The following is a 26,740-nucleotide window of genomic DNA, read 5'->3' as shown; positions in this document are numbered from 1 at the left end:
CCGGGATCTCGCGCCGCAAGCGCAACCTTTCGGGGGGATCCCGATCCTGCCTGAAACCTCGGCGTTCGCCGGGGTGACGACTTCCTGGGTGATTTGATGCGCTACCTTCCCCTTACTCCCAATGACCGGCAGGCCATGCTGGCTGCTGTCGGTGCGCAGGCGATCGACGACCTGTTCGTCGATGTGCCGGAAAGCGGTCGGCTGAGCGGCGCGATCGCGGGGCTGCCGATGCATGCCAGCGAACTCGCGGTCGAACGGCACATGACTCGGCTCGCCGCCAAGAACCTGTCGGCTGGCGCGGCACCGTTCTTCCTGGGCTGCGGAGCGTACCGGCACCATGTGCCGGCCAGCGTCGACCATATCATCCAGCGCGGTGAGTTCCTGACCGCCTATACGCCCTATCAGCCCGAGATTGCGCAGGGCACGTTGCAGGTGATGTTCGAGTTCCAGACGCAGGTTGCCCGGCTGCTGGGCACCGATGTCGCCAACGCCTCGATGTACGACGGCTCGACCGCGTGCTGGGAGGCGATCGGCATGGCGCGGCGCATCACGAAACGCGGCAAGGCGATCCTGTCGGGCGGCCTGCATCCGCACTACGTCTCGGTCGCCAGGACGATGGCGAAATATACCGGCGACACGCTGGTCACGTCGCTGCCGGTACTGGGCGCGGTGCCCGACACGGCCAACCTGATCGGGCAGATCGACGACGAGACGTCGTGCGTCGTGGTGCAGTATCCCGATATCCTTGGCCGCATTGCCGACCTGTCCGACCTGGCGGCTGCGTGCCAGGCCAAGAAGGCGCTGCTGGTCGCGGTGGTGACCGAGCCGGTGGCGCTGGGAGCGATCAAGTCGCCCGGCGAGATGGGCGCTGACATCGTGGTGGGCGAAGGCCAGTCGATCGGCGTGGGGCTGCAATTCGGCGGGCCCTATGTCGGCCTGTTCGGGTGCAAGGAGAAATATGTCCGCCAGATGCCGGGGCGTTTGACCGGTGAGACGGTGGATGCCGAGGGCAAGCGCGGCTTCGTGCTGACGCTCTCGACCCGCGAGCAGCATATCCGGCGCGAGAAGGCGACGTCGAACATCTGCACTTCGTCGGTGCTGTGCGCGCTGGCGTGGTCGATCCATATGACGTTGCTTGGCGAAAAGGGGCTGCGGCAGTTGGCGGCGCTCAATCATGCCGGGGCGAGCGCGGCCGCCGAGCGGTTGCGCCAGGTGCCGGGCGTCGAGCTGGTGACGCCGACCTTCTTCAACGAGTTCACCTTGAAGCTGCCGAAGGAAGCCCGGCCGATCGTTCGCGAACTGGCTGATCGCGGCATCCTTGCCGGGGTGTCGCTCGGGCGGCTCTATCCGGGTGAGGCGAGCCTTGCGAACGGACTGGTGGTTGCAATGACCGAAACGACGACGGCAGAGGATGTCGAGACGCTTGCCTCGGCATTGCAGGAGGTGCTGGCATGAGCGCGATCAACCAGAGCGGCTGGCGGCCCGAGATGACGGCCGGTGAACGCAGCGACGGTGCGACCTTCACCGGCAACCGCGCGTTGATGCTGGACGAGGCGCTGATCTTCGAGATCGGGTCGCTCGACACGACCGGCGTCGATTTTGCCGAGGCGCCGAAGGCAACGTCGCGGCTGGGCGGGCTTGAACGCCATCGCGATATCGGCCTGCCGGGGCTGAGCGAGCCGGAAGCGGTACGGCATTACACGCGGCTCTCGCGGCAGAATTATGCGATCGACCTTGGGCTGTTCCCGCTGGGATCGTGCACGATGAAGCACAACCCGCGCCTCAATGAGCGGATGGCGCGCCTGCCGGGCTTTGCCGATGTGCACCCGCTGCAGCCGGTCGACACGGTGCAGGGCGCGTTCGAGGTGGTCCACCAACTGGCGCACTGGCTGGTGACGCTGACCGGCATGCATTCGGTGGCAATGTCGCCCAAGGCTGGCGCGCATGGCGAACTGTGCGGGGTGCTGGCGATCCGCGCGGCACTGGATGCCAAGGGCGAGGGTGCGCGCAAGGTGCTGCTGGTGCCGGAAAGCGCACACGGCACCAACCCGGCAACGGCTGCGTTCGCGGGTTTCAGTGTCGAGGATATACCGGCAACACCCGCGGGGCGGGTCGATCTGGAGGCGCTTAAGGCACGGCTTGGCCCCGATGTGGCGGGGGGGGTGATCACCAACCCCAACACCTGCGGCCTGTTCGAGCCGGACATGAAGGCGATCAGCGACGCGGTGCATGCCACTGGCGGCTATGTCTATTGCGACGGCGCGAACTTCAACGCGATCGTCGGGCGCGTTCGGCCCGGCGACCTCGGCATCGATGCGATGCACATCAACCTGCACAAGACCTTTTCCACGCCGCACGGCGGCGGCGGGCCGGGTTCGGGGCCGGTGGTGCTGTCGGAACGGTTGAGCGCCTATGCGCCGTTGCCGTTTGTCGAACGCCAGGGCGACAAGTTCGTGCTGATCGAGGAAGAGACCGCTGGCGAGCATCATGCCGACAGCTTTGGCCGGATGGTGTCGTTCCATGGCCAGATGGGCATGTTCACGCGCGCGCTGACCTATATCCTGTCGCATGGCGCGGACGGCCTGCGGCAGGTGGCCGAGGACAGCGTGCTGAACGCCAATTACGTGCTGCGCAGCCTGGAGGATGTGCTGGATGCGCCGTTCGCCAAGAGCGGCCCGTGCATGCACGAGGCGATCTTCAGCGATCGCGGCCTGCCGGAGGGCTTCTCGACCCTCGACATTGCCAAGGGATTGATCGACGAGGGTTTTCACCCGATGACAGTCTATTTCCCGCTGGTGGTGCACGGCGCGATGTTGGTCGAGCCGACTGAAACCGAAAGCAAGGCGGCGCTGGATCAGTTCATCGGCGCGTTCCGGTCGGTCGCCGAACGGGCGAAAGCGGGCGATGCGGCGCTCAAGAGCGCGCCTCATTTCGCGCCGCGCCGACGGCTCGACGAAACACTGGCGGCGCGCAAGCCCGTGCTGGTGTGGAAGGCACCGGCGCAAGCAGAAGCGGCCGAGTAACGCCGATCCTGTCAGTTTTGCCGGAATGGCCGCTGCGCCATTCCGTCTCCCGGGCGGGCGGTGGCTTAAGCTGCCGCCCGTTTGGATTCTGCCGGAGAAGATGCGTTCGCGCCGGTGAGCTCGACGGCGGTAGGCGGCGCGGTCGATGCGAGGTCCGACCGGGCTGCGCAGCGCAAGGGTCAGGCCGGTCATCACGGATCAACGATGGCGCGCGGCGTTGTTTCTGCTTGTGTACCGGACCGGCCGACGCCATCGATCGGCGATGTCCGACCCGACACCATGGATCGTAGCGGAAGACCGCGGCGACATTCGCAAACACGCGCCGGCCACGATGCGCAACCGGGACGCCATCGCAGCGGTGCTGGCCGAGAGCCTGCCCGGTCGAGGCACCGTGCTGGAGGTGGCGAGCGGAAGCGGGGAACATGCGGCATTTTTCGCGGCGCAATTTCCGGCGTTGAACTGGCAGCCGAGCGATCCGGACCCCTCCGCGTTGGCCTCGATCGCGTCGTGGTGCGCGGGGTTGGGCAATGTGCTGGCGCCGCTCGCGATCGATGCGGCCACGGCCGAGTGGGGAATCGAGTGCGCGGATGCGCTGCTGTGCATCAACATGGTGCATATCAGCCCGTGGTCGGCAACGCTGGGCTTGATGGCGGGCGCGGGCCGGATCTTGCCGGCGGGTGCGCCATTGATCCTTTACGGCCCTTATCGCCGCGCCGACATCCCCACCGCGCCGTCGAACGAAGCGTTCGATGCATCGCTCAAGGCGCGCAATCCGGCATGGGGGCTGCGCGATGTCGCGGCGGTCAGCGCGGCCGCTACTGCGCACGGGCTGGCGCTGGAACGGCTTGTCGAGATGCCAGCGAACAACGTCACGTTGATCTATCGCCGCTAGCAGGCCGCCGCCTTGCGGCATCGGTCTCTTCATCCGCCGCGATGACTGGCGAGGCGCGCAAGCCCAGCCGGCGCTCGCGCCAGAAGATGTAGAGGCCACTGGCGACGATCACGGGCGCGCCGATGAAGGTCCAGCCGTCCGGCAGCGCGCCGAAAAGCAGCCAGCCGAACAGCGTCGCCCAGATCAGGCCCGAATAGTCCATCGGCATCACGACAGAAACCGGCGCAAAACGAAGCGCGGCGGTGAACGCGATCTGGCCCATCCCTCCGACCACGCCGATGCCGATGAGCAAGGCCCAGGTGGCGGCATCATGCGTCACCGCGAACAATGGGTAGGCAATGCCGAGCGGGATGCACGAGAGCACCGAAAACCAGAAAACGGTGGTGCCGGCATTTTCGGTGCGACCGAGCTGGCGCAGCTGGATCGCGATGATCGAGATCATCAGCGCGGAGGTGAGGCCGACCAGCGCGCCGAACACCGGGATGTGCCCGCTGCCCGGTTGGGTGACGATCAGCACGCCGGCGAAGCCGATCGCGACGGCCGCCCAGCGATGCCAGCCGGTCGGCTCCTTGAGCACCAAGGCGCTGAGAATCGTAGCAAAGATCGGGACGGTGAACGAGATCGCCGTCGCTTCGGCTAGCGGCAGCAGCAGCAGCGCGCCGAAGGTGAATGCCATGCCGGTAAGGCCAAGCGCCGCACGCGTGGCATGCGCGCCGAGCCGCTGGGTGCGCAAGGTGGCGAGCCCGGATCCCAGCGCGACCCACGAAACCACGACCGGGATCGCGAACAGCTGTCGGAACAGCATCAGTTCCGGCAGCTTGGCCCCGCGACCTTCGGCCAGCTTGATCAGCGCGCCCATGAACGTCAGCATCATCACCGCCAGCAGGCGCAGACCGAGACCGGTCATGGTGCGATCACCGTTCATGCAGTCGGCCTAGGCGCGATGCGGCGGTGCAGCAAGGGGAAGGGGTGACGCCGCGCCGATCAGTCGCTATCCGCGCGACCATGATCAAACATGCGCTCAACGTCACCCGCGAAGCGGACTTCGCAGCCTGGTACCAGACCGTGATTTCTGAGGCCGACCTGGCCGAGGAAAGCGGCGTGCGCGGGTGCATGGTGATCCGGCCATGGGGCTATGGCATCTGGGAGCGCATTCAGCGCCTGCTCGACGATCGCATCAAGGCGACGGGGCACGAGAATTGCTATTTCCCACTGTTCATTCCGCTCTCCTATTTCGAAAAGGAAGCCGATCACGTCGAGGGCTTCGCCAAGGAGATGGCGGTCGTCACGCACCACCGGCTGATCGCTGACGGCAAGGGCGGGCTGATGCCCGATCCCGCGGCCAAGCTGGAGGAACCGCTGATCGTGCGGCCCACCAGCGAGACGGTGATCGGGGCTGCGTTCAGCCGCTGGGTGCAGAGCTGGCGCGACCTGCCGGTGCTGATCAACCAATGGGCGAACGTCGTGCGCTGGGAAATGCGCACGCGGATGTTCCTGCGCACCAGCGAGTTCCTGTGGCAGGAAGGCCATACCGCGCACGCATCGGTCGATGAGGCGCGCGAAGAGACGATGAAGATGCTGGAGGTCTATCGCTCGTTCGCCGAGGACTGCCTGGCGATGCCGGTGGTGGCGGGCGAGAAGCCGGAGAACGAGCGCTTCCCCGGTGCAGTCTCGACCTATTCGATCGAGGCGATGATGCAAGATGGCAAGGCGCTGCAGGCCGGCACCTCGCACTTCCTGGGGACGACGTTCTCGAGCGCGCAGAACATCAAGTTCCAGAATGCCGAGGGGCAGCAGGAACTGGCTCAGACGACCAGCTGGGGCGTGTCGACGCGCATGATCGGCGGCGTCATCATGGTGCATGGCGATGACGATGGGCTGCGCGTGCCACCGCGCGTCGCGCCGTGGCAGATCGTGATCGTGCCGATGCTGCGCGATACAGACGAGGATGCCGCGCTGCTGGCCTATTGCAAGGAGCTGCAGGCGCAGTTGGCAAAGCTGTCAGCGCTGGGCGAGCCGGTGCGCGCGCTGCTCGATGCACGGCCAGCCAAGGCGGCGACGAAGCGCTGGGGCTGGGTCAAGAAGGGGGCGCCGATCGTGATCGAGGTCGGCGGGCGCGACATGGCGGGCGGCAACGTCTCGGTGATCCGCCGCGACCGGCTGTACCGCGAGGACGGCAAGCTCGACAGTGGGGTCGTGGCGAAGGACGCGTTCGTCGGTGATGCGGCGGCATTGCTGGAGGACATCCAGGCTACGCTTCACGCGCAGGCGCGAGAGCGGATGGATGCGAATATCGTGCGCGGGTTGGACAGTTTCGACGCGCTCAAGAAGCATTTCGAAAGCTCGGGAAAATATCCGGGCTGGGTCGAGGTGCAATGGTCGCGGCCAACCGGAGAAGCGCTGGACAAGGTCGTCGAGCGATTAAAGTCGCTGAAGCTCACCTTCCGAAATGTCCCGAACGATGCCGCACCAGCGGACGGCGCGTGCATCTTCAGCGGCGAACCTGCGGTCGAGCGGATCCTGGTCGCGCGGGCCTATTGATCAAGGCAGCGGCCGGCCGCGGGTAACTGGCCGCGCCGTGAACCCGAGCGGTGGGCCGAGCTTGCGCATCGCGTGTTCGGCGAGCGCGCGGGCAGTGGTGATCTTGCCGCCGAATACCGAGAGGATCGGCGCTGCGGCGGTGTCGAGGTCGAGCAGGTAATCGCGCGTCACGGCTCGCGCTTCGCCGGCACCGTCCTCGTGCAGTGCGCGGATGCCGGACCAGGTGCCGGTGACGTCGGCGGGGGTCAATTGACGGCGGAAATAGCGGTTGGCGGCCGCGCACAGATAGTCGATCTCGGCCGGATCGATGTGGGCGTCTTCGGGACGTTCGACCGGCACATCGGTGGTGCCGATCATCGTTTCCCCTCGCCATGGCGTCGCGAAGACGACGCGGCGGTCGGGTTGCTGCAGGATGAAGGCGTGATCGCCTTCCCACAGCCGGGGTACGAGGATGTGGCTGCCCTTGACCAGCTTGAGGCCATGTGCGGTCCGGACGTCAAGGGGGCCGAGAAGCTGGCTCACCCAGGGGCCGGCGGCATTGACCAGCGCGCGGGCGGCAAGCCTGCGGCCGTCACTGAGTTCGACCTGCCAGCCGGTGCCGTCGCGAGACGCTGCGGTGACGGCGGTGCCAGTCAGGATCGTTGCCCCGTTTGCGGCCGCGTCGGCAGCGTTGGCCCGGACCAGCGCCGCGTCGTCCACCTGCGCATCCCAATAGAGCAGCGCACCGGCATCCGTCGCGAGCGGGGTGAGTCGCGGATCGTTCCGGCGCAGGCGTTGAGAACGGGGAAGCGAGGTGCCGAGCGCGAGCGCGTCGTATAGATAGAGGCCGGCACGCACGATCCAGGCCGGGCGTACGCCGCCCTTGGGCAGTACGAACGCCATCGGGTGGACGAGGTGCGGCGCCGTCGCAAGCAGCCGCTCACGTTCGACCAGTGCCTCGCGCACCAGGCGAAACTCATAGGTTTCCAGGTAGCGCAGGCCCCCATGGATCAGCTTGCTGGAAGCGGACGAGGTGTGGGCGGCGAGTGCGTCGCGCTCGACCAGCATGACCTTGAGGCCGAGCAGTGCCGCCTCGCGCGCGATCGCGCAGCCATTGATGCCGCCGCCGATGATCAGGAGGTCGTGAACCACCGCGCCTGTCTATTCGGTTGGGGTTTGACGGCACAGCCCCTATATTCGGGGCCAATGAGAAAACCGAATAAAGCGAAGAAGCCCGCGCCTGGCCTGCCGTCGCGGCAACAGATCATCGATTTCATCACATCCTCTGACACGCCTGTGGGCAAGCGCGAGATTGCCAAGGCATTCGGGCTTACCGCGCAGGAGAAGATCGCGCTCAAGGCATTGTTGCGCGACATGAGCGATGAAGGACTGATCGACAGTGCCCCGGGGCGGGCGTTCCACAAGATGGGCGGGCTGCCTAAGGTGACCGTGCTTCGCGTGACCGACAGCGACGGCGATACCGTCTGGGCGGTGCCCGAGCGGTGGGAGGCCGAGGGCATCCCGGTGCCGCGCATCCGCGTGCGCGAACGCAAGGGGCATGGCGCGCTGGGCGTCGGCGACCGGATCCTCGCGCGGACCGAGGAGGCCGGGAAGGGCTGGATCGCGCATCCGATGAAGAAGCTCGCTAAGGGCGAGGAAACGATGCTGGGCGTGGTGAAGGAGGAGGGCGGCCGGCTCTACCTTCATGGCGTGGAGAAGAAGGGCAAGGACAGCATCGTCGTCATCTCGGAGCGCAACGGCGCGGAGCCGGGCGACCTGGTGCTGGCGGAAAAGAGCGGGCAGGGACCGCGGCTGTTCGCCAAGGTGCAGGAGGTGCTGGGCGACCCCTTTGCACCGCGCAGCTTCAGTCTTATCGCGATCCACAAGCACGGCATTCCGAACGTGTTTTCAGAGGCGTTGCTGAGCGAGGCGGAGCGTGTCGCGAAGCAGGACCTTGGCAAAGGCCGCGAGGATCTGCGCGAGGTGCCCATCGTGGCGATCGATCCGATCGATGCGCGCGACCATGACGACGCGGTGTGGGCGGCGCCTGACGAGGATCCCAAGAACCCCGGCGGGTGGAAAGCGATCGTCGCGATTGCGGACGTCAGCTTCTATGTTCGGTCGGGATCGCTGCTGGACCGTGAAGCGCGCAAGCGTGGCAACTCGGTCTACTTCCCCGATCGCGTCGTGCCGATGCTGCCGGAGGTGCTGTCGGCGGACGTGTGTTCGCTGAAGCAAGGCGTGGATCGCGCGGCGCTCGCCTGCCATCTGCAGATCGGCCAGGACGGTGAACTGAAGTCGTGGCGGTTCAGCCGGGCTGTGGTGAAGCTGGCGGCGAACATCGCCTATGAACACGCGCAGGCTGCGATCGATGCCGTGGGGGAGAAGGCAGAAGTTACCTCTTCGCCTTGCGCCATGCCCGCCGAAGAGCTGGCGGGTGTCGAACCGGCGCTGGTCGAGAGCGCACTGCGGCCGTTGTGGGCGTGCTGGCGCGCGCTCAACAAAGCCCGGGAGAAGCGGGAGCCGTTGAACCTCGATCTCCCGGAGCGGCGGATCGTGCTCGACGAGATGGGGCGGATCCTGTCGGTAGCGCCGCGCGAGCGCCTGGATGCACACAAGCTGATCGAGGATTACATGATCGCGGCAAACGTTGCCGCCGCCAAGGCGCTAGAGAAGCGCAAGGCGCCCGTGATGTACCGCGTTCACGAGCCGCCGAGCCGCGAGAAGCTGGTCGCGCTCAAGGAGTATCTGAAGACGCTCGACGTCGAGTTCACATTGGGGCAGGTCATCAAGCCTTCGACCTTCAACCGCGTCATCGAGCGGGTCGGCGAGGCCGAGTTCCGCGACGAGGTGATGACGCAAGTGCTGCGCACGCAAACCCAGGCCTATTACGGGCCGGCCAACGCCGGACATTTCGGGCTGGGGCTGGGAAGTTACGCGCACTTCACCTCGCCGATTCGGCGTTATGCCGACCTGGTCGTGCATCGCGCGCTCGTCGAGGCGGACAAGCTCGGTCCGGGTGGCGAGCTGCTGCCGGACAGCGACATGGAGAAAACCGGCGAGCTGATCAGCCAGCTGGAGCGGCGCGCGATGGAGGCGGAACGTGAGACGATCGATCGCTATGTCGCCGCCTATCTATCGGCGCATGTCGGTGAGGTGATGGAAGCGCGGATCACCGGGGTGCAGAGCTTCGGCTTCTTCGCGACGGTGGATGGCGTGGGTGGCGATGGGCTGGTGCCGGCGCGTGACTTGGGGCGTGAGTATTTCCGCTATGACGAGACAGGGCAGCAGCTGGTCGGTGAGGAGACCGGGGAAGCGTTCAAGCTGGGCCAGCGGCTGAAGCTGAAACTGGTGGAGGCCAACCCCGTATCAGGCGCGCTGAGGTTCGAGTTGCCGGATGGGAAGGGAAGCGGATCGGGGCCGCGCCCGAACGGCAACGAGGGCAAGCGCGGGGGCCCGCCACGCGCGCTGAAGCGTCGTGGCCGGCCGGCGAACATCAAGCATCAGGGGCGCAAACGTTAGGGTCCTGACCGTAGCTGCTGGCTCCGGCAGTCTGTCCCGCCGAGGGATGGTCCGATTTCCGCCATGTGGCTAACTGCCTCTTAACGCCTATCCGTTCATGACCGCACGCCTACGCACTGGGGGCATGTGTTGGACGACCTGCTGCAAGAGTTTATCGCGGAAACGCGCGAGACGCTGGAGGCCTTGTCGGGCGAGATCGTCGCCTGGGAAGCGAACCCGGCCGATCGCGCGCGATTGGATGCGATCTTCCGCTTCGTTCATACCGTGAAGGGAAGCTGCGGCTTCCTCGACCTGCCGCGTCTGGCGCGCCTGAGCCATGCCGCCGAAGACGTGCTGGCAGCGGTGCGCGAAGGGAAACGCACGCCCGATCGCGGATTGGTCAACGCCGTCCTTGCAGTGGTCGATCGGGTCGGCGAGATCGTCGAGGCGATCGACGCGGGCAGCGCGCTCGACGATACGGGCGAGGACCTGCTCATCGCGGCGCTGGCCGAGGGTTCGGACGAGGTGGCGACCGGCGCCTCGAGCGCCGTACAGCGCGCACCGACTCGCAGCGTCCGTCTGAACGTCGATCTGCTCGACCGCATGATGAGCGGCATGTCGGACATGGTGCTGGCGCGCAACGAATTGTCGCGACGGTTACGTGGCGCCGAGGTCGATCCGACGATCGAGGCAGCGCTGGAGCGGATGTCGGCAACCGTCGCCGACCTGCGCGATACGGTGACGCGCACACGCATGCAAAAGATCGATGCGTTGTTCTCAGCGTTGCCGCGCATGGTGCGCGATACGGCTGCCGGGCTCGGCAAGTCGGTGACGCTGCACGTCGAGGGGGCAGAAGTCGAACTGGACCGCGAAATGATCGAGGTGCTGCGCGATCCGCTGGTCCATATCGTGCGCAACTCGATCGACCACGGCATCGAGGATCCGACGGCGCGCCGTGCGGCAGGCAAACGCGAGAATGGCCGCCTGACGGTTTCGGCGCGGCAGTCGGGCAATCAGATCATCGTCGAGGTCGCCGATGACGGCCGCGGGATCGACAGCGAGCGGCTGGTCCGCAAGGCGATCGAGGCTGGCCGCGATGAGCGGATGCTTCGCAGCCTGAGCGAGCGACAGAAGCTGCAATTGGTGTTCGAGCCGGGTTTGTCGAGCAAGGACGAGGTGACCGAGATTTCGGGGCGCGGCGTCGGCATGGACGTGGTGCGTGCGGCGATCGAACAGATTGGCGGCCGGGTCGAGCTGGACAGCGCACCGGGGCGCGGGCTGCGCATCCAGATCCACGTCCCGCTGACGCTTTCGATCATCCCCACCATCGTCGTGGCGGCGGGCGGTCAGCGCTTTGCCGTGCCGCGACAGGCGATCGAGGAAATCGTGAGCGAACGCAGCGAGGCGATTCGGATCGACCATCTGGGCATGGCCGAGATTGCTACCGTGCGCGAGCGGCGGTTGCCGCTGGTGACGCTGGCAAGCCAGCTGGAGATCGGCACGACGTCGTCCGGCGACACGATGCTGGCGATCGTGAATGTCGGCGAGGGCAGCTATGCGCTGCGCGTCGAGGACGTGCTGGATAACGAGGAACTGGTCATCAAGCCGGCGGCCCCGGCAGTGATGGCGACCGGCCTCTATGCCGGTCAGACGCTGCCCGACAGCGGAAGCCCCATGCTGCTGCTCGACTGCGCGGGAATCGCGCGGGATGCCGGGCTGAACTTCGTGCGCGAGGCGATCGTCGACGAGGATGAAGATCAGGCGGGCGGCGAGTCGGGGATCACCGCGCTGGTGTTTGGCGACCTGGATGGCGTGCGCCGCGCGGTACCGCTGGCGCTGCTAGACCGGATCGAGCAAGTGGAGGCCGATGCGATCCGTTTCGCGGCTGGCAGGCTGCGGCTGACGATCGATGGGCGGATCGTGCCGCTGGTCGCTCGCGGCGACCTGAACGGGCGAGGGGTCTGCTCGATCCTGCGCCTGAAGGACGGCAGCACCGAGATCGCCTATGCCATTGCCGAAGCGGCTGACATCGTGACGCTGCCGCATGACGTGATCCATGCCGAAACGCCGGGGGCTGTGGCGGCAGTGGTGCTGGTGGATGACGAACCGGTCGAACTGGTCGATGCCCACTGGCTCTTTGCAACTCACGCCCATGGCGATGCGGACAGCGCAGCGGAACAGAGGCCGCTGTGCCTGCTGTCCTGCGACGAAGCCGGATGGATGCGAAATTTCGTTCAACCGATGCTCGAAGGCGCCGGGTATCGAGTCGCCGACAGGCCGGAACCCGGCATGCTCCCCGATGTCGTGCTGACGCTGGACGACGATCCGGCAACGCTGCCCGATGCCGCGCCGCTCGTGCGGCTCAGCAGTCGGCGCGGGCCGGGCGAGGACGGCAGCATCTATCGCTATGACCGGGTGTCGCTGCTGCAGGCAGTCGCCGGCGCAGCACGGAGGAAGTGACGATGGAGCAATTGTTCCTGATTGCCCATGTCGCCGGACGAGCCGTGGCGATTGCTGCCGAGCAGGTCGAATCGGTCGTTGATGTCGGCGTCATCGTGGCCGTTCCGCGTGCCGGCGGCCATGTGCGCGGACTCACCGCGCTGCGCAGCCGGGTGGTGACGGTGATCGATACCATCGCGGCGCTGGGCATGGCGGCGCCGGAACGCGAGCCCGGACGCGCCGTGATCACGCGGGTGGATGGGCACCATTATGCTTTACTGGTCGATTCGCTGGACGATGTAGCGCCGTTCGAACTTCAGCCGATCGCACAGGGGGTCGCGCTGAGCGGCGCATGGGCGGCAGCGGCGCGTGGGCTGATCCAGCGAGACGGCGAACCGATCCTGGCGATCGACCTCATCGCGCTGGTGCCGGGGCAGCCCGCACAGTCGCAGCAAGCTGCCTGACCATCTTAACGCGCTGCTTACATGTTGCTGTCATACACCTTCAAGATCGCGCCACTCAGCGGGAACGGAGCCCCATGAAGACCTGCCTCGTCGTCGATGATTCCAAGGTGATCCGCAAGGTGGCCCGCCATATCCTGGAAACGCTGAACTTCACCGTGCGTGAAGCCGGTGACGGGCGGGAGGCGCTGGATTCCTGTCTGGAGGCGGCGCCCGACGTGGTCCTGCTCGACTGGAACATGCCCGTGATGACCGGCATGGATTTCCTTCGCGCGCTCAAGGAAAGCGGCATCGCGCAAAAGCCCAAGGTCGTGTTCTGCACCACCGAGAACGGCATGGCGTATATCCGGGCCGCAATCGAGGCGGGCGCGGACGAATATGTGATGAAGCCGTTCGACCGCGAGACGCTGCAGAGCAAGCTTCAGATCGTCGGCGTCGCATAAGGCGCCTCCCATGACCATGCAGCAACTTGCCGCGGCCGGAACACCGGTTCGCGACGTGGCCATTCGTGTGTTGATCGTGGACGATTCGGTCGTCGCGCGCGCGGTGATCGGTCGCATGATCGAGGCAATGGAGGGGTTCCACGTTGCCGGCGCCGTCAGCGACGTGCGCGGCGCGCTCCATCATCTGGCGCAGGAACGAGTCGATGTGATCCTGCTTGACCTCGAGATGCCGGGGGTCGGGGGCCTCGCTGGCCTGCCGGACCTGTTGGCGGCGGGGCAGGGTGCGAAAGTGCTGGTCGTTTCATCGAGCGCCGACGACGGCGCTGCGTCGGCAGTGCAGGCGCTGGCGCTGGGCGCGGCCGATACGCTGGTCAAGCCGGGGGTCGGCAGTTTCGCGGGACGATTCTCGGTCGTGCTGGAAGATCGCATGCGGCGGATGTTCGACGGCGCAGTGCCGGTCGCCATCAGTGCAGTGGATGCAACCAGCCCAGTAGTCGATTTCGACCTGATCGCAGTCGGCGCTTCGACCGGCGGCATCCATGCGCTGAGCCAGATGCTCCGCGCCATCCCCGCCGCGTTTCAGCCCCCGATCCTGATTACCCAGCATTTGCCGGCTTCGTTCATGAGTTATTTCGCGATGCAGCTGGCGGTATTGGCCGGGCGGCCGTGCGAAGTCGCGGACGATCATATGCGGGTGCGCCCGGGGCGCATCTATGTTGCGCCCGGCCATGCCCATGTGCGGTGCGTGCGCACCTCGGACGGGGTAGCTATTCGGCTGAGCCATGAGCCCGTGCCGAGCGGTTGCACGCCCTCGGTCGATCCGATGCTGGAATCGGTGGCGGCGATTTTCGGGGCGCGCGGTCTGGGGGTCATTCTGTCGGGTATGGGACGTGACGGGGCCATCGGCGCCGCGCAGCTGATCGAGGCGGGCGGCAGCGTGATCGTGCAGGATCGCGCCAGCTCCGTCGTCTGGGGCATGCCCGGCGCGATTGCCGAGCGAGCCGCCGCCGTGCTGCCGCCGGACGAGATCGGGCGGATGGTCGCCAGCGGCCGGAGGCCCAGCTGATGCTCGGCCCGCAGCAAAGCTTCGCCTCGCCCGGCGCGGTCAACGTAATCGGTGCCCTGCTGGAACAGCGAACCGGCCAACAGATTGCGGCGAATCGTGCCTGGCGCATCGAGACGGCGCTGAAGCCCGTGTTGCGCGAGCATGGCCTGGATACGCTGGATCAGCTGATCGCTCGCCTCGCCGGCGAAAGGCACGGGCCGCTGGCCGACGCCGTGATCAACGCATTGCTGAACCAGGAAAGCTCGTTCTTTCGCGACGCCGGCGTGCTTGAGATGGTTGCCGAAGCAGCGCTGGCCATCCAGGCTGAACATCCGGGGCGACGGTTGCGTGTCTGGTCGGCGGGGTGTTCGGTCGGGCAGGAGCCCTATTCGCTGGCGATGCTGTTCGAGGAGCTTGCGGTTTCGCGCGGGCTGGCGATGCCCGAGATCGTGGCGAGCGATGTCTGCCCGCAGGCCTTGGTCCGGGCGCGGGCTGGCCGGTATTCGCAATTCGAGATTCAGCGGGGTTTGCCGGTTCGTCGCATGGTCAGCTGGTTCGACAGCGAGAATGGCGAATGGGTCGTGCGGCCTGAACTCGCCAAGCGCGTTCAGTTCCGTTGTCACAACCTGACGCGCGACCCAGCGCCGGTCGGCAAGTTCGACATCGTGCTCTGCCGCAACGTGCTGCTCTATTTCTCCGCGTCGGTGCGGCGGTCGGTTTTCGACACGCTGCATGCCGCGACGAGGGACGGCGGGTTGCTGGTACTCGGCGCTGGCGAGACGGTCATCGGGCAGACCGAGGCGTTCCGGCCAAGCGATCGCTTCCGCGGTTTCTATGTGGCGGATTCGGGGCAGGCGAGCCTGACGCGCGCCGCAGTGCGCTGACGGCCTTGCCTTTCGCCGCGGCTCGTCCCATCCCTTGCAGCAATGCTTGAACGAGCCGAACTCAGCTGGATCGACGCGCCGTCGCCCAATTTCGACGATCGCAAGCTGCCGGTCAGCATCATCGTATTGCACTATACCGGCATGAAGACCGCCGAAGAGGCGATAGAGCGGCTGCGCGATCCGGCTTATAAGGTATCGAGCCATTATCTGGTGGCAGAGGACGGCCAGATCGTTCGGCTGGTCGATGAAGGCAAGCGCGCCTGGCACGCCGGTAAATCGCACTGGCGGGGGGTCACCGACATCAATTCTGCATCGGTCGGAATCGAGATTTGTAATCCGGGGCACGAGTTCGGCTACCGCCCGTTCCCGGATGAGCAGATGGACGCCGTAATCCGGCTCACCCACGCCATCAAGCAACGGCATGGCGTTACGCGGGGCAACATCGTGGGCCATTCCGACATCGCGCCGGCGCGCAAGCAGGATCCGGGCGAGCTGTTCCCCTGGGGCAAGCTGGCGCGGCTGCGGCTGGCGCTGCCACGCCCGACCAAGAACCTGATGGACCCCGGATGGGGCGACGCCGGGTTTCTGCTGGCGCTCGAGCGATTCGGCTACGACGTCTCCGATCCGCTCGCAGCGACCGTGGCGTTCCAGCGGCGGTTCCGGCCGGAACTGATCGACGGAACCATCGATGCGGAGTGCCGTATGATCCTGCTGGCGCTGTTGCTGCCAAAGCCGCAGGGCGACGAGTAGCCGACCATCGTCGCGCACGTTACGCCTCCCCAGACCGGTTCGTGAAAAGGGCTGACTTCGCCGCGGCGATCGGCTAGCGCGCGCTTGCCAGAGGGTCGGGCGGTCGCCGCCGCGCTTGCGCGGGGGAGGAAAGTCCGGGCTCCACGGGAACACGGTGCCGGGTAACGCCCGGCGGGTTCGGTTCGCCGGACTTAGGGAAAGTGCCACAGAGAGCAGACCGCTCACCGTCCCGGCTTTTACGTCGGGGCAGGAGCAAGGGTGAAAGGGTGCGGCAAGAGCGCACCGCGCGACCGGCAACGGAAGCGGCATGGCAAACCCCACCGGGAGCAAGATCGAATAGGGACCGCATATGGGGAGTTCCGCCTCGCGGTCCGGGTTGATTGCTTGAGCCGTCACGTAAGTGCCGGCCTAGAGGAATGGCCGCCCATCGCCAGCACCTCCCACACGGGAAAGGGCGAGCGTGGACAGAACCCGGCTTACAGACCCTCTGGCATTTTCCTCCCGCCCAAGCGGCGGCTGAGATTGCGACAAAACTCGACTTGCCAGCGACGTTGCACAGGCGAATAGTCGCGTCGAGCGTTTGAGATGACACGCGACCCTTTCCTTCCGGCGACGGCACCGCTCGACATCATTCTGGCCGCAACGGCAGATGCCGCGAATGCGAGCGTCGGTCCAGGGTATGCCGCCGAAGCAGTCTTGCCGCCATGGCTCGACCGGACCGGCAGGGATGTCGGTGCGATGCTGCATGAGATCTCGGGAATGTCGAACTGCACCTGCCATGCTCGCCAATCTCATTCGGCGCGGTCCGCGATGCTCGGGGACCGGCGGTGAGCGCGTCCCGCTGGCGTCGCATTGCCCGGTTGGCGCTCGCCGGATTCTATCTGCTGGCCGGGATCGGGCATCTCGTCTTTACCGATGCAATGGTGCGGATCACGCCCGATTGGGTGCCGATGGCCCGGGCGGTGGTCATCATGACGGGAATTTGCGAACTGATTGGCGCGGCGGGGTTGCTGACGCGGCAATGGCGCGTCGCGGCGGGTTGGGCATTCGCCGTCTATGCGCTGTGCGTGTTCCCGGCGAACGTGAAGCACGCGATGATCGACGTGAGCGCGGGCACGGGGCTGTCCGCGTGGTACCACATCCCGCGATTGCTGGTGCAGCCGCTGATCATCTGGTGGGCGCTGTGGGCGAGCGGCGCGATTCGGCGATCAATCGCTAAGGGCGGCGAGGACCTGGGCAACTAGCCAAGCCTTGTCCTGCGGACGGGCGAAGCTGTGGCTGTCGGTGTCGCAGCGGTGCAGCGTGGTGCGCGCGCGGTAGGCGGCGAAGGCCTCATGCTGCCAGTTCTCGACGAACGCCACCGCGGTGTTGTCGCGTTCGGCGAGCAGGATCGTGATCGGGATCGTGCTGCTCTCAAACGCACGGGCAAGCCGGGCGGGAAGGCTGTTGGAGGCTTGCGACGGGTTGGAAGAAGCCTTCACTAAACCACCGATAAGTTTACGGATATTTACGCCACCAGTCATCAGGCGAAGCAGCTCGCGCGGATTTTTCAGTTTTTCGATATAACGCGAGCGGATCGCAGCGGCTGGGGGGAGATCGTCCGCCGCCTCGATCGTCCAGGGGTTGGTGATAACCAGTCCGTCGATCGCGGCACCGGCATGAAAGAGGATCAGCGCGCTCGCCGCGTCGCAATTACCGAACGCGACGATGCGCGTGAGGTGCGGGACTTCGCGGCGAAATGCCGCGACGGCTTCACGAATATCCTCAGATGAACCTTCGAAGCCATTGTTTATCCCTGAGGAATCACCGATACCGCGGCGGTCGTAGCGAAATACCGGGTAACCGGCAGCGGCGATGTTGGCGGCGAGTTCGGCCATGCCGCGATGCGCACCGATGCGGATTTCGTTGCCGCCCGAAACGATCAGCAAGCCGGTGGTGCCGACCGCTCCATCAAGCGTCGCAACAAGCTCTTCGCCGGCGCAGGTGAATTGAATCAGCCTGCGCATGTCGCGATCCAGCTGACGATGTCGACCGCGACGCGGGCTGCAAAAGCCAGGTCGTTATCGGGTTCCGCGCGGCGCCATAACGGACTGCCGTCGAGCTTTGCATCGGCTGGCTTCGCCTCGGTTTGCAGGCGAACGATACGCGCGCCGTCGACCACCGGCGCGGCATCGGAAAGTTCGCGCAAAAGCTGCGGAGCGATCAGGTTGCCGGCAAGTTCGATCGGCCCCGCCGCCGTATCCATCGCGGCGGCGTCGAACGGCTCGCCTGACTCGCGCGCCGAAGCCTGGCGGGCACGAACAAGTTCGCGCCGCAGGTCCGCGCCGGTCATTGGCGACAGGTGATAACGGCCGGCAAGCGCCGCTGCGCCGTCGAGGAGCGCGCCACTTCGGATGGCGAAGGTGAAGACTGGGCCGGGCAGGCTTGCGGCAGCCGCGGCAAGACCGGCCTGCAGTAACGCGAGGCTGGTCTCATGCGTCGGGAGGAGGCTCTCGCCTTGACCCGGCAGGTCGGGCAATGCGCCGGCGATGCCGCGCTGGGCCAACGCACGCAGGACCGCGATGGCAAAGGCACGCGTGCGGTTCGCTTCCTCGAACAGCGGAAGCGCAGCGATCACCACCGGACCGGTATCGGGGCCGAGACGAAGCATTGCCTCGACCCCCGCCGGTCCGTCATACTGATCGAAGCGGATCAGGTGAGCGCCTTGGAAGCGGCGAAAGTGGTCAGCGCGCCGAACGTGTCGAGCATGTCGCCATCGACCTCATCATCCTCGATCACGATGCCCAGGCGATCTTCAAGCTCGGTCAATACGCCGGCGACCGCCATCGAATCGAGTTCGGGGAGCGCGCCGAACAAGGGCGTCGCCTGATCGAAGGTCGCGGCCCGGGCCGCATCGATGCCGAGCACGTCGCGCAGCACGCCGCGCACCGTTTCCTCGACCTCGTGAAATCCGTCCGGCTGCACCTGAATTCCCCCTGTTGTTTCGCGCCCGTTTACGGGGTGGCACATGCGCTGCCAAGTGCTGCACCTGCTAACACTTGTTTGGCACTGTATCGTTAACGAGTGAGCGGTAAGGGAATCGGCATGGTGGAACTCGATCCGAACCCGCGGCCGATCGATGCGCTGACGGCGCTGGGCGCGCCGGGCGACATCGCCCTTGAGGACCGCGCGGGTGCGTGGCGCTATGCCGATCTGGAAACGGCCGTGGGCGCGCTGGCGCACTGGCTGGCGGCGCAGGACTTCTCGCGCGGCGCACGCGTGGCAAGCTGGCTGCCCAAGACGCGGACTGCGTGCCTGATGCCATTGGCTGCGGCACGCGTGGGGCTGGTTCACGTGCCGGTCAATCCCGTGCTGAAGCGGGCACAGATCGCGCATATCCTGAGCGACAGCGGTGCATCGTTGCTGCTTACGCAAGCCGCGCGTGCCGGGACACTGGAGGCCGGCGATGTGCCGGCCGGATGCCGCGTGGTGCTGGAGGATGAGCCGACGCAGCTTGACGCGTTGCCGCCATCGGCCGCCGATCCGGGTGAGTTGGCGGCGATCCTCTATACCTCGGGATCGACGGGGCGGCCCAAGGGGGTGATGCTGAGCCATGCCAATATGTGGCTCGGCGCGATCTCGGTCGCGCACTACCTCAAGATCACGCCGGCAGACCGCGTGCTGGGCGTGCTTCCGCTCAGCTTCGACTATGGCCAGAACCAGCTGTTTTCGACCTGGGCCGGGGGCGGGCGCGTGATCCCGCTCGATTATCTGACGGCAAAGGACGTGATCAAGGCGGTGGACCGGCATGACGTCACCACGATCGCGGGTGTTCCGCCACTGTGGGTGCAGTTGCTCGACAGCGAGTGGGGCGACGTGGCGGGCAAGGTAAAGCGGCTGACCAATTCGGGCGGAGCGCTGACCATGCCAATGGTGCGCGGGCTGCGCACGATGTTCCCGAATGCGGATCTTTATCCCATGTACGGGCTGACCGAGGCGTTTCGCTCGACCTATCTCGACCCGGCTGAGGTCGATGCCAATCCCGAATCGATGGGGCGCGCGATCCCCTTTGCGGAGATCATGGTGGTGCGGCCGGATGGGTCGCGCGCCGATCCGGGTGAAGCGGGTGAGTTGGTCCATGCCGGCCCGCTCGTCGCGCAGGGCTATTGGCAGGATCCCGAACGAACCGCACAGCGCTTCAAACAGGCGCCGGATTTTTCGTGTTATGGCGGCATGGCGGTGTTTTCGGGTGACAATGTCGTCGAAGGCACGGACGGCCTTTTGCGCTTTGTCGGCCGCGACGACGAAATGATCAAGTCAGCCGGCAACCGCATCAGCCCGACCGAGGTCGAGGAAGCGGTGATGGCCGGCGGTGAAGCACGGGAGGCGGCGGCGTTTGGGGTCAGGGATGCTCGGCTGGGCCAGGCGGTAGTCGTCGTGGCCGTTGCTCGGGGGGATGCGAGCGAAGCCGAGGCGAAGCTGCGCACGCGGCTGCGGCGCGACTTGCCGAGCTTCATGCAGCCGACGCGATACGAATGGCGTGACGAACTGCCGCGCAATGCGAACGGCAAGTTCGACCGAAGCGCATTGAAGGCGGAGTTGACGGCATGAAACCGATGGGACCAATCCCGCCATATTTCATGGACGAGCGTGAGCTGACCATTGCGGGCAAGACGGCGCGCGAGTGGGTTGCGGAGCATGGCTCCCCGCTGTTCATCTACGATGTCGGCATCGTTGCCGAGCGGCTGAAGCGGCTGCGCGCCGCTTTGCCCGAGCCGTGCGAAATTCACTTCGCAATCAAGGCAAATCCGCTGCCCGAAATGCTGGCGGCGGTGGCACCGCTGGTGGGTGGCCTCGATGTGGCATCGGGAGGCGAGCTCGCTAAGGCGCTGAAGGTCAAGGACGCCGCGCACATCAGCTTTGCCGGCCCGGGCAAGCGCGACGCGGAACTGGAGGCGGCGATCGTCGCGGGGGCGACGCTGAACCTTGAATCCGAGGGCGAAGCGGAACGGGCGCTGGCGATCGGTGCGCGGCTCGGCATCGCGCCGAAGCTGGCGGTGCGAGTCAATCCCGATTTCGAACTTCGCGGATCGGGGATGAAGATGGGCGGGCGCGCCTCGCCCTTCGGCGTCGATGCGGCGCGCGTTCCAGCGCTCGTCACCATGCTGCTCGAGCGCGGCGCGATCTGGCGGGGGTTCCACATCTTCGCCGGATCGCAATCGCTCGACACGGCGGCGATCATCGAAACGCAGGCGGCAACGGTGGCGCTGGCGGGGAGGCTGGCGGACGAGATCGGCGCCACGCCGCCACTGGTCAATCTGGGCGGCGGGTTCGGTATTCCGTATTTTTCCGGTGACTTGCCTGTCGATGTCGAGATGGTCGGGGCGGCGCTGGGCGAGGTGCTGGCGGTCCGACCGGCATCGCTGAAGGCTTCGGGGTTCGCGATCGAACTAGGCCGCTGGATCGTCGGCGAATGCGGCGTGTACTTGATGACCGTGATCGACAAGAAGCAGTCAGGTGACGAGACGTTCCTGGTCTGCGACGGGGGATTGCATCATCAACTGGCTGCATCGGGCAATTTCGGCACGGTGGTGAAGCGCAACTATCCGGTCGCGGTGGCGCATCGCATGGCTGACGAACCGGGTGAGACGGTTTCGGTGGTGGGGCCGCTGTGCACCCCGCTCGATCGATTGGCGGACCGCGTCGCGCTACCTGCCGCTCATCCGGGTGACGTCATCGCCATATTCCTGGCTGGCGCCTATGGCGCGAGCGCCAGTCCGGCGGCGTTCCTCGGCCATGGCCCGGCCCGCGAAATCGTCGCCGCGCCCAGCCACAGCTAACCGCATCTTTACCTCTCCGGCGGCATAGCATCCTCAAATCCTGCGCGACTTTCGGTGAGTTGGCGTGGTCGAGGAGGTTGGCTGATGCGTTTGAAACGGGCGGGCAAGGGGATCGCACTCTCGCTGATCGCGGCGGTAGCGCTGTCGGGCTGCGCCGGCGGGGGCGGCGGCCGGCCGGGGCTGCCGCCTAGTGCGTTCGTCGCGAGCCGTGAGGGGCCGGGTGAGGAATATGTCATCGGGCCGATGGACAGCCTGCAAATCTTCGTGTGGCGCAATCCCGAACTTTCGGCAAAAGTGCAGGTGCGCCCCGACGGGCGGATCACCACGCCGCTGATCAGCGACATGCCCGCGGTCGGCAAAACGCCGGCGATGCTGGCCGACGACCTGAAGATCGCGCTGGCCGAGTATATCAAGGACCCGATCGTCTCGGTGATCGTGGAGAATTTCAGCGGCACCTTCAGCCAGCAGGTCCGCATCGTGGGTGCGACCGAGAAGCCGGCATCGCTGCCCTATCGCGCCAACATGACCATGCTGGACGCGATGATCGCGGTCGGCGGGCTCAGCGAGTTTGCGGCGGGCAACCGCGCGCGCCTGATCCGGTTCGAACGGTCGACAGGGCAGCAGCGCGAATACCGGCTGCGGCTGTCGGACCTGCTCAAGAACGGGGATACGAGCGCGAACGTGCGGCTGGAGCCGGGCGACGTGATCATCATCCCCGAAAGCATGTTCTAAAAGGCCGCGCCGGTGGGAGGTCTCTGGACAGAAGTGCGCGCCGCGATCCACGCGGTATGGCTCAAGCGCTGGATCGTGGCGGGCGTCGCCTGGGCTATTTGCCTAGCGGGCTGGCTGGTCGTGTCGCAAATCCCGAACCAGTATGAAAGCCGCGCACGCGTGTTCGTGCAACTGCGGCAGGTGCTGCCCGGCGACAGCGTCGTCACGCAGCAGGAGGCGCAGAAGGACATCGATCGCGTCCGATCGACGCTGGCGAGTGCGGTCAATCTGGAGAAGGTGGTGCGCGGCACCGACTTGGCCAACACCGTCGCCACCGACCGCGACGTGGCCGACCGGGTCGCGGGACTTCAGAAGAAGATCAAGGTCACCGCGCAGCAGGACAATCTGTTCGAGATCACAGCGACTGCCGACAATGGCAAGCTGTCGCGCACCATCGTCCAGAAGCTGATCGACATCTTCGTCGAGGACAATCTGGCATCCGGACGCGACGAGGCGAGCCAGTCGCTGACGTTCCTGGACCAGCAGCTGACCGAGCGACAGAAGGCGCTGCAGCTCGCCGAGCAGAAAAAGGCCGAGTTCGCTGACAAATATCTGGGATCGCTGCCCGGCGTCGGCACGCTGAACGAACGCATCGCCACGGCGCGCAGCCAATTGGCGCAGGTGAGCGCCGATCTTGCCGCCGCGCAGAGCAGCCTGGCGGCAGTCAATGGACAGATGGCGGGTACCACCGCCACCGTGGCCGGCGCGGGCGGGACCGCCGTCGCCGGCCCGGCGCGCGCGCGTGTTTCGGCTATTCAAGGACAGCTGGCCGAAGCTCGCGCGCGCGGCTGGACGGACAATCATCCCGACGTGGTCGCGCTGAAGAGCCAGCTGAGCGCCGCGCAAGTCGCCGCGCGCGGCGAGCGCGTGACGGTAAGCCCCGGCGGAGCCGCCTCGAGCAATCCGCTGTACCTCAGTCTCAAGGCAATGCAGGCCGACAAGTCGGCGCAGGTCGCCGCGCTGAGCAATCGCAAGGCGCAGATCGAAAACGATATCCAGACGTTCGAGGACAAGATGGCCGGCGATCCCGCCGCCGCCGCCGATCAGGCCGAGATCGACCGCAACTATCAGGTGCTGAAGGCGCAATATGACAAGCTGCTGGCCGATCGCGAGCAGGTGAAGCTCCGCAGCCAGGCGGCGAGCCGCGCCGATGCGGTGAAGTTCAGCGTGATCGATCCGCCGACTGCACCCCGTGCGCCGACTGCGCCCAACCGCCCGCTGTTGTTGACCGGCGTGTTGCTGGTCGGCCTGGGCGGCGGGATCGCGGCGGCATTCGGCCTGTCCAAGCTGAGGGGCGGTTTCTCTACCGCGGCGCAGTTGGAACGTGCCAGCGGGCTGCCGGTGATCGGATCGATTGGCGAGATCGTGACGAGCGCGGAGACGGCGCTGCGCAAGCGCAAGCTGCAGATGTTCGCGGCGGCAATGGGCGGCCTGGCCTTTGCCTGGGTCGCGCTGCTCGGGCTGGAGATGTTCCAGCGCGGGGTCTCGGCGTGAGGGGGAAGGCATGAACGACGAAACACCCCGGCGTCTGCGTGGTTCGCTGCTCGAACGGGCGGCGGAGCGCTATGACCTGATGCCGCAGCTGCGCAACGTGCCGCTGCCGCCCTATCCCGAGCCGGAGGCACATCCGGCATCGATGCCGTCCTCGACGCCCGAGCCGCTGATGCTCGACGAGGTCGCGATCGAGCCTGCGCCCGAGCCACAGGTGGAGCCTGCGCCCGAGCGACACGCGGAGCCTGCGCACGAGCGGCACGCGGAGCCTGCGTCGCCGCCGGCGGCGGAACTGGTCCCCGATCCGGTGGTCGCGCCGGCACCTGCTGTCCGGGTAACACGTACAAGCGGTGTCGTGACGATCGATCGCGAGAAGCTGGCCGAAGCCGGCATGATTGTTCCTGGCGGACACGTGACCGCGCTGGCCGAGGAATTCCGGCTGGTGAAGCGCCAGCTGCTGAACACATCGCGCGCCATCGCGCCCAGGGACGCGGACAAGGCGCGCATGGTGCTGGTGTGTTCGGCCAAGCCCAATGACGGCAAGACGTTCTGCGCGATCAACCTCGCGCTCAGCCTGGCGGCCGAGAAGGATGTCGAGATCCTGTTGGTCGATGCCGATTTCGCCAAACCCGACATTCTCAACCAGCTGGGCGCGCCGGAGGGGCCGGGGCTGCTCGACGTGCTGAACGGCAATATCGCGAGCGCCGAAGACTGCATCCTCGATACCGATGTGCCGCAACTGCGCGTGCTGCCCGCCGGCACCAGGACCGTCGCTGATACCGAACTGCTGGCGAGTGAACGTGCGCATGCCATCCTTGACGGGCTGGCCGCTGCCAACCCGCGTCGCATCGTGATCTTCGATTCGCCGCCGGTGCTTGCGGCCTCGCCCGCTTCGGTGCTGGCGAGCCATGTCGGGCAGGTGATGCTGGTCGTACGCGCCGACAAATCTTCCGAAAGCGACCTGCGCGAAGCGGTCGCACTGCTGGACGGGTGCGACGAGATCCAGCTGGTCCTCAACCGCGTTTCCTTCCAGCCCGGCGGGCGCCGCTATGGCGGCTATGGCGCCTATTACGGGGAGCCGGCGCAATGAAGCTGGTCATCGCAGCACTGGCTGCGGCTGCGGTCCTGTTGGCCCCGGCGACGGCGCAGAGCCGCCGCAGCCGGGCATCGATCGAGCCATATATCGACGCAAGCCAGGTGCTGGTCGCCGACCTTTCGGGCAGTGACGAGGTGCTGACCTATTCGACCATCGGCGCAGGGGTCGACGCGTCGATCCAGTCGCGCCGCGTCGAGGTGCAGCTCTCCTACAAATATGAGCGCCGCTTCGACTATCAGCGCGACGTCGCCGACCAGGACACGCACAGCGGCCTTGCTCGCGCGGCAGTCCGCGTGGCGCGCGGCGTCACGGTCGAGGGCGGGGCACTGGCGACGCGGGCGCGGGCCGATCAGCGTGGCGACGCCCCCGGCAATCTGGTGGGCAACGTCCGCAACACGAGCCAGGTCTATTCAGGCTATGCCGGCGTCACCGCACATAGCGGCAACGGCCCGGCGAGTGTCAGCGCTGCCTATCGGCTGGGCGCGACCAAGGTCGAGGCGCCGGCGATCGTCGGCGTCAGTCCGGCCGCGCCCCCGGTCGACCTCTACGACCGCGCGGTCAGCCATATCGCGCAGGTGCGCGCCGGCGTGAAGGCCGGCGCGCACCTGCCCATCGGAGTCAGCGTTGCCGGCGCATGGCAGCGCGAGGAGGCGAGCCAGCTCGACCAGACCTATGACGGCAAGTTCGCGCGCGCCGATGCGGTGTTGCCGGTCGGCGGCGACCTCGCGGTCGTCGGCGGCGTGGGCTATGAGCAGATCGAGATCACGCAAAAGGATGCGCTGCGCGACGCGAACGGCAACGTGGTGCGCGACGGCGCGGACCGATTCGTCACGGATGAAGCGTCGGCGCCGCGCATCGCCTATGAAACCGACGGCATCTTCTGGGATGCGGGCGTCATGTACAAGGCGGCGCGCCTGATGCTGGAAGCCCGCGCCGGCCGCCGGTACGATTCGATGAGCTATACGGGGTCGCTACAGTGGCAGATCTCGCGCCGCTCCGCGCTTCAGATCGGCGTGTATGATTCGGTCGAAAGCTTTGGCCGGCAGCTGGCAAGCAACCTGGCGGCATTGCCGACCCGCTTCGGCGTGCCGGTCGATCCATTCGGCGATGCTTTCAACGGTTGCGTGTTCAGTGCTGCGGGGCAGAATGCGGGCCAGTGCCTGGACAATGCGCTGAGTTCGATCGCCGCGGCGAATTATCGCGCGCGCGGCGTCACGGGCGTGCTGGCGCTGAACGCGGGACCGACCTCGTTCGGGTTCGGCGCGGGCTATGCCAACCGCCGCTACCTGGTGCCGGCGGGCAGCTCGGTCCTGGCGGGAACGAGCGACGAGACCTGGTTTGCCCAGGCGTTCGCTTCGCGACAGCTCGATCCGCAATCGACACTGACGGGCAATCTCTACGCCAACTACTTCGTCAGCGGCATTCCGGGCAGTCCGACCGTGCTGGGGGCGGGGGCGAACGGATCGTATATCCGCAGCTTCGGCCCGCTCAGCGCGACGGCATCGCTCGGCATCTATACCTTCGATGTCGAAGGACAGACCGGCAACACGTCCGCACAAGCGCTGTTGGGCCTGCGTTACGGATTCTAAACGGTTTTTAACCTAG

24 protein-coding genes and 1 other RNA gene are annotated in these 26,740 nt (G+C 66.4%); 20 read left to right on the top strand and 5 right to left on the bottom strand.

Features of this window, described 5'->3' with window-relative positions:
- The first annotated feature begins 96 nt into the window (after positions 1–96).
- From gcvPA to BFL28_RS15045, 3 genes are all read left to right on the top strand, one after another.
- Positions 97–1,455, top strand: a complete 1,359-nt coding sequence (gene gcvPA / locus BFL28_RS15055) for an aminomethyl-transferring glycine dehydrogenase subunit GcvPA (RefSeq protein ID WP_069321355.1) — start codon at positions 97–99, stop codon at positions 1,453–1,455.
- Positions 1,452–3,023, top strand: a complete 1,572-nt coding sequence (gene gcvPB / locus BFL28_RS15050) for an aminomethyl-transferring glycine dehydrogenase subunit GcvPB (RefSeq protein ID WP_069321354.1) — start codon at positions 1,452–1,454, stop codon at positions 3,021–3,023. The genes gcvPA and gcvPB overlap by 4 nt, the downstream gene beginning before the upstream one ends.
- A 262-nt stretch (positions 3,024–3,285) precedes the next feature.
- Positions 3,286–3,915, top strand: coding sequence for a DUF938 domain-containing protein (locus tag BFL28_RS15045; protein ID WP_069321353.1), 630 nt, complete (start codon positions 3,286–3,288; stop codon positions 3,913–3,915).
- On the opposite strand, the gene BFL28_RS15040 is transcribed toward BFL28_RS15045, so the two are convergent.
- Entirely contained in the window at positions 3,893–4,840 is a 948-nt protein-coding gene (locus tag BFL28_RS15040) for a DMT family transporter (protein ID WP_069321352.1), read from the bottom strand. The genes BFL28_RS15045 and BFL28_RS15040 overlap by 23 nt on opposite strands.
- An 80-nt stretch (positions 4,841–4,920) precedes the next feature.
- Between BFL28_RS15040 and proS the strand changes: the two genes are divergently transcribed.
- Complete coding sequence (gene proS, locus BFL28_RS15035; protein WP_069321351.1) at positions 4,921–6,456, top strand: proline--tRNA ligase; 1,536 nt, start codon at positions 4,921–4,923, stop codon at positions 6,454–6,456.
- On the opposite strand, the gene glpD is transcribed toward proS, so the two are convergent.
- On the bottom strand, positions 6,457–7,587 hold the full coding sequence (glpD, locus tag BFL28_RS15030; protein ID WP_069321350.1) for a glycerol-3-phosphate dehydrogenase: 1,131 nt from the start codon (positions 7,585–7,587) through the stop codon (positions 6,457–6,459).
- 54 nt (positions 7,588–7,641) lie between these two features.
- Here glpD and rnr point away from each other — a divergent pair, with 54 nt between their 5' ends.
- The 10 genes from rnr (at position 7,642) to BFL28_RS14980 (ending at position 17,202) form a co-directional block, all read left to right on the top strand.
- Positions 7,642–9,957 (top strand): ribonuclease R, encoded by a 2,316-nt coding sequence (rnr, locus tag BFL28_RS15025; RefSeq protein ID WP_069321349.1) that lies wholly within the window; start codon positions 7,642–7,644, stop codon positions 9,955–9,957.
- A 129-nt stretch (positions 9,958–10,086) separates the two neighbouring features.
- Complete coding sequence (locus tag BFL28_RS15020; RefSeq protein WP_069321348.1) at positions 10,087–12,396, top strand: chemotaxis protein CheA; 2,310 nt, start codon at positions 10,087–10,089, stop codon at positions 12,394–12,396.
- A gap of 2 nt (positions 12,397–12,398) precedes the next feature.
- A complete protein-coding gene (locus tag BFL28_RS15015; RefSeq protein ID WP_069321347.1) occupies positions 12,399–12,839 on the top strand; it encodes a chemotaxis protein CheW in 441 nt (146 codons plus the stop codon).
- 74 nt (positions 12,840–12,913) lie between these two features.
- On the top strand, positions 12,914–13,279 hold the full coding sequence (locus tag BFL28_RS15010; RefSeq protein WP_069321346.1) for a response regulator: 366 nt from the start codon (positions 12,914–12,916) through the stop codon (positions 13,277–13,279).
- A 10-nt stretch (positions 13,280–13,289) separates the two neighbouring features.
- A complete protein-coding gene (locus tag BFL28_RS15005; protein WP_420911770.1) occupies positions 13,290–14,345 on the top strand; it encodes a chemotaxis protein CheB in 1,056 nt (351 codons plus the stop codon).
- Positions 14,345–15,208, top strand: coding sequence for a CheR family methyltransferase (locus BFL28_RS15000; protein WP_069321345.1), 864 nt, complete (start codon positions 14,345–14,347; stop codon positions 15,206–15,208). The genes BFL28_RS15005 and BFL28_RS15000 overlap by 1 nt, the downstream gene beginning before the upstream one ends.
- Before the next feature lie 42 nt (positions 15,209–15,250).
- Positions 15,251–15,958: an N-acetylmuramoyl-L-alanine amidase gene (locus BFL28_RS14995; RefSeq protein ID WP_069321344.1), complete on the top strand. Its 708-nt coding sequence runs from the start codon at positions 15,251–15,253 to the stop codon at positions 15,956–15,958.
- Positions 15,959–16,045: 87 nt separating this feature from the next.
- Positions 16,046–16,453, top strand: an RNA gene (gene rnpB, locus BFL28_RS14990) — RNase P RNA component class A.
- A gap of 90 nt (positions 16,454–16,543) precedes the next feature.
- Positions 16,544–16,789 (top strand): hypothetical protein, encoded by a 246-nt coding sequence (locus BFL28_RS14985; RefSeq protein WP_069321343.1) that lies wholly within the window; start codon positions 16,544–16,546, stop codon positions 16,787–16,789.
- Positions 16,786–17,202 carry a DoxX family protein gene (locus BFL28_RS14980; RefSeq protein WP_069321342.1) on the top strand — a complete coding sequence of 139 codons (417 nt, stop codon included), beginning with the start codon at positions 16,786–16,788 and terminating at the stop codon, positions 17,200–17,202. Before BFL28_RS14985 ends, BFL28_RS14980 begins: the two co-directional genes overlap by 4 nt.
- Here BFL28_RS14980 and BFL28_RS14975 read toward each other — a convergent pair.
- Genes BFL28_RS14975 through BFL28_RS14965 form a run of 3 tightly spaced genes read right to left on the bottom strand, consistent with a single transcriptional unit; the run spans position 17,167 to position 18,922 of the window.
- Positions 17,167–17,964, bottom strand: coding sequence for a hydrolase 1, exosortase A system-associated (locus BFL28_RS14975; RefSeq protein WP_069321341.1), 798 nt, complete (start codon positions 17,962–17,964; stop codon positions 17,167–17,169). The two genes, BFL28_RS14980 and BFL28_RS14975, sit on opposite strands and share 36 nt — an antisense overlap.
- Positions 17,952–18,608 (bottom strand): hypothetical protein, encoded by a 657-nt coding sequence (locus BFL28_RS14970; RefSeq protein ID WP_069321340.1) that lies wholly within the window; start codon positions 18,606–18,608, stop codon positions 17,952–17,954. Before BFL28_RS14970 ends, BFL28_RS14975 begins: the two co-directional genes overlap by 13 nt.
- A 41-nt stretch (positions 18,609–18,649) precedes the next feature.
- A complete protein-coding gene (locus BFL28_RS14965; protein WP_069321339.1) occupies positions 18,650–18,922 on the bottom strand; it encodes an acyl carrier protein in 273 nt (90 codons plus the stop codon).
- A gap of 120 nt (positions 18,923–19,042) precedes the next feature.
- Between BFL28_RS14965 and BFL28_RS14960 the strand changes: the two genes are divergently transcribed.
- From BFL28_RS14960 to BFL28_RS14935, 6 genes are all read left to right on the top strand, one after another.
- A complete protein-coding gene (locus BFL28_RS14960) occupies positions 19,043–20,548 on the top strand; it encodes an acyl-CoA ligase (AMP-forming), exosortase A system-associated (RefSeq protein WP_069321338.1) in 1,506 nt (501 codons plus the stop codon).
- The gene (locus BFL28_RS14955; protein WP_069321337.1) at positions 20,545–21,777 is read left to right on the top strand and encodes a pyridoxal-dependent decarboxylase, exosortase A system-associated; all 1,233 of its coding nucleotides are present in this window, start codon (positions 20,545–20,547) and stop codon (positions 21,775–21,777) included. Before BFL28_RS14960 ends, BFL28_RS14955 begins: the two co-directional genes overlap by 4 nt.
- An 84-nt stretch (positions 21,778–21,861) precedes the next feature.
- Positions 21,862–22,509 carry an XrtA/PEP-CTERM system exopolysaccharide export protein gene (locus BFL28_RS14950; RefSeq protein ID WP_069321336.1) on the top strand — a complete coding sequence of 216 codons (648 nt, stop codon included), beginning with the start codon at positions 21,862–21,864 and terminating at the stop codon, positions 22,507–22,509.
- A 33-nt stretch (positions 22,510–22,542) separates the two neighbouring features.
- Positions 22,543–24,042 (top strand): XrtA system polysaccharide chain length determinant, encoded by a 1,500-nt coding sequence (locus BFL28_RS14945; protein ID WP_338152257.1) that lies wholly within the window; start codon positions 22,543–22,545, stop codon positions 24,040–24,042.
- A 10-nt stretch (positions 24,043–24,052) separates the two neighbouring features.
- Complete coding sequence (locus tag BFL28_RS14940; protein ID WP_079247189.1) at positions 24,053–25,129, top strand: AAA family ATPase; 1,077 nt, start codon at positions 24,053–24,055, stop codon at positions 25,127–25,129.
- Complete coding sequence (locus BFL28_RS14935; RefSeq protein WP_069321334.1) at positions 25,126–26,724, top strand: hypothetical protein; 1,599 nt, start codon at positions 25,126–25,128, stop codon at positions 26,722–26,724. The genes BFL28_RS14940 and BFL28_RS14935 overlap by 4 nt, the downstream gene beginning before the upstream one ends.
- The last annotated feature ends 16 nt before the right edge of the window (positions 26,725–26,740 follow it).

The sequence above is a fragment of the Sphingomonas turrisvirgatae genome, assembly GCF_001721295.1.
Taxonomy (GTDB): domain Bacteria; phylum Pseudomonadota; class Alphaproteobacteria; order Sphingomonadales; family Sphingomonadaceae; genus Sphingomonas; species Sphingomonas turrisvirgatae.
This window is presented reverse-complemented; position numbering and strand designations above follow the sequence as displayed.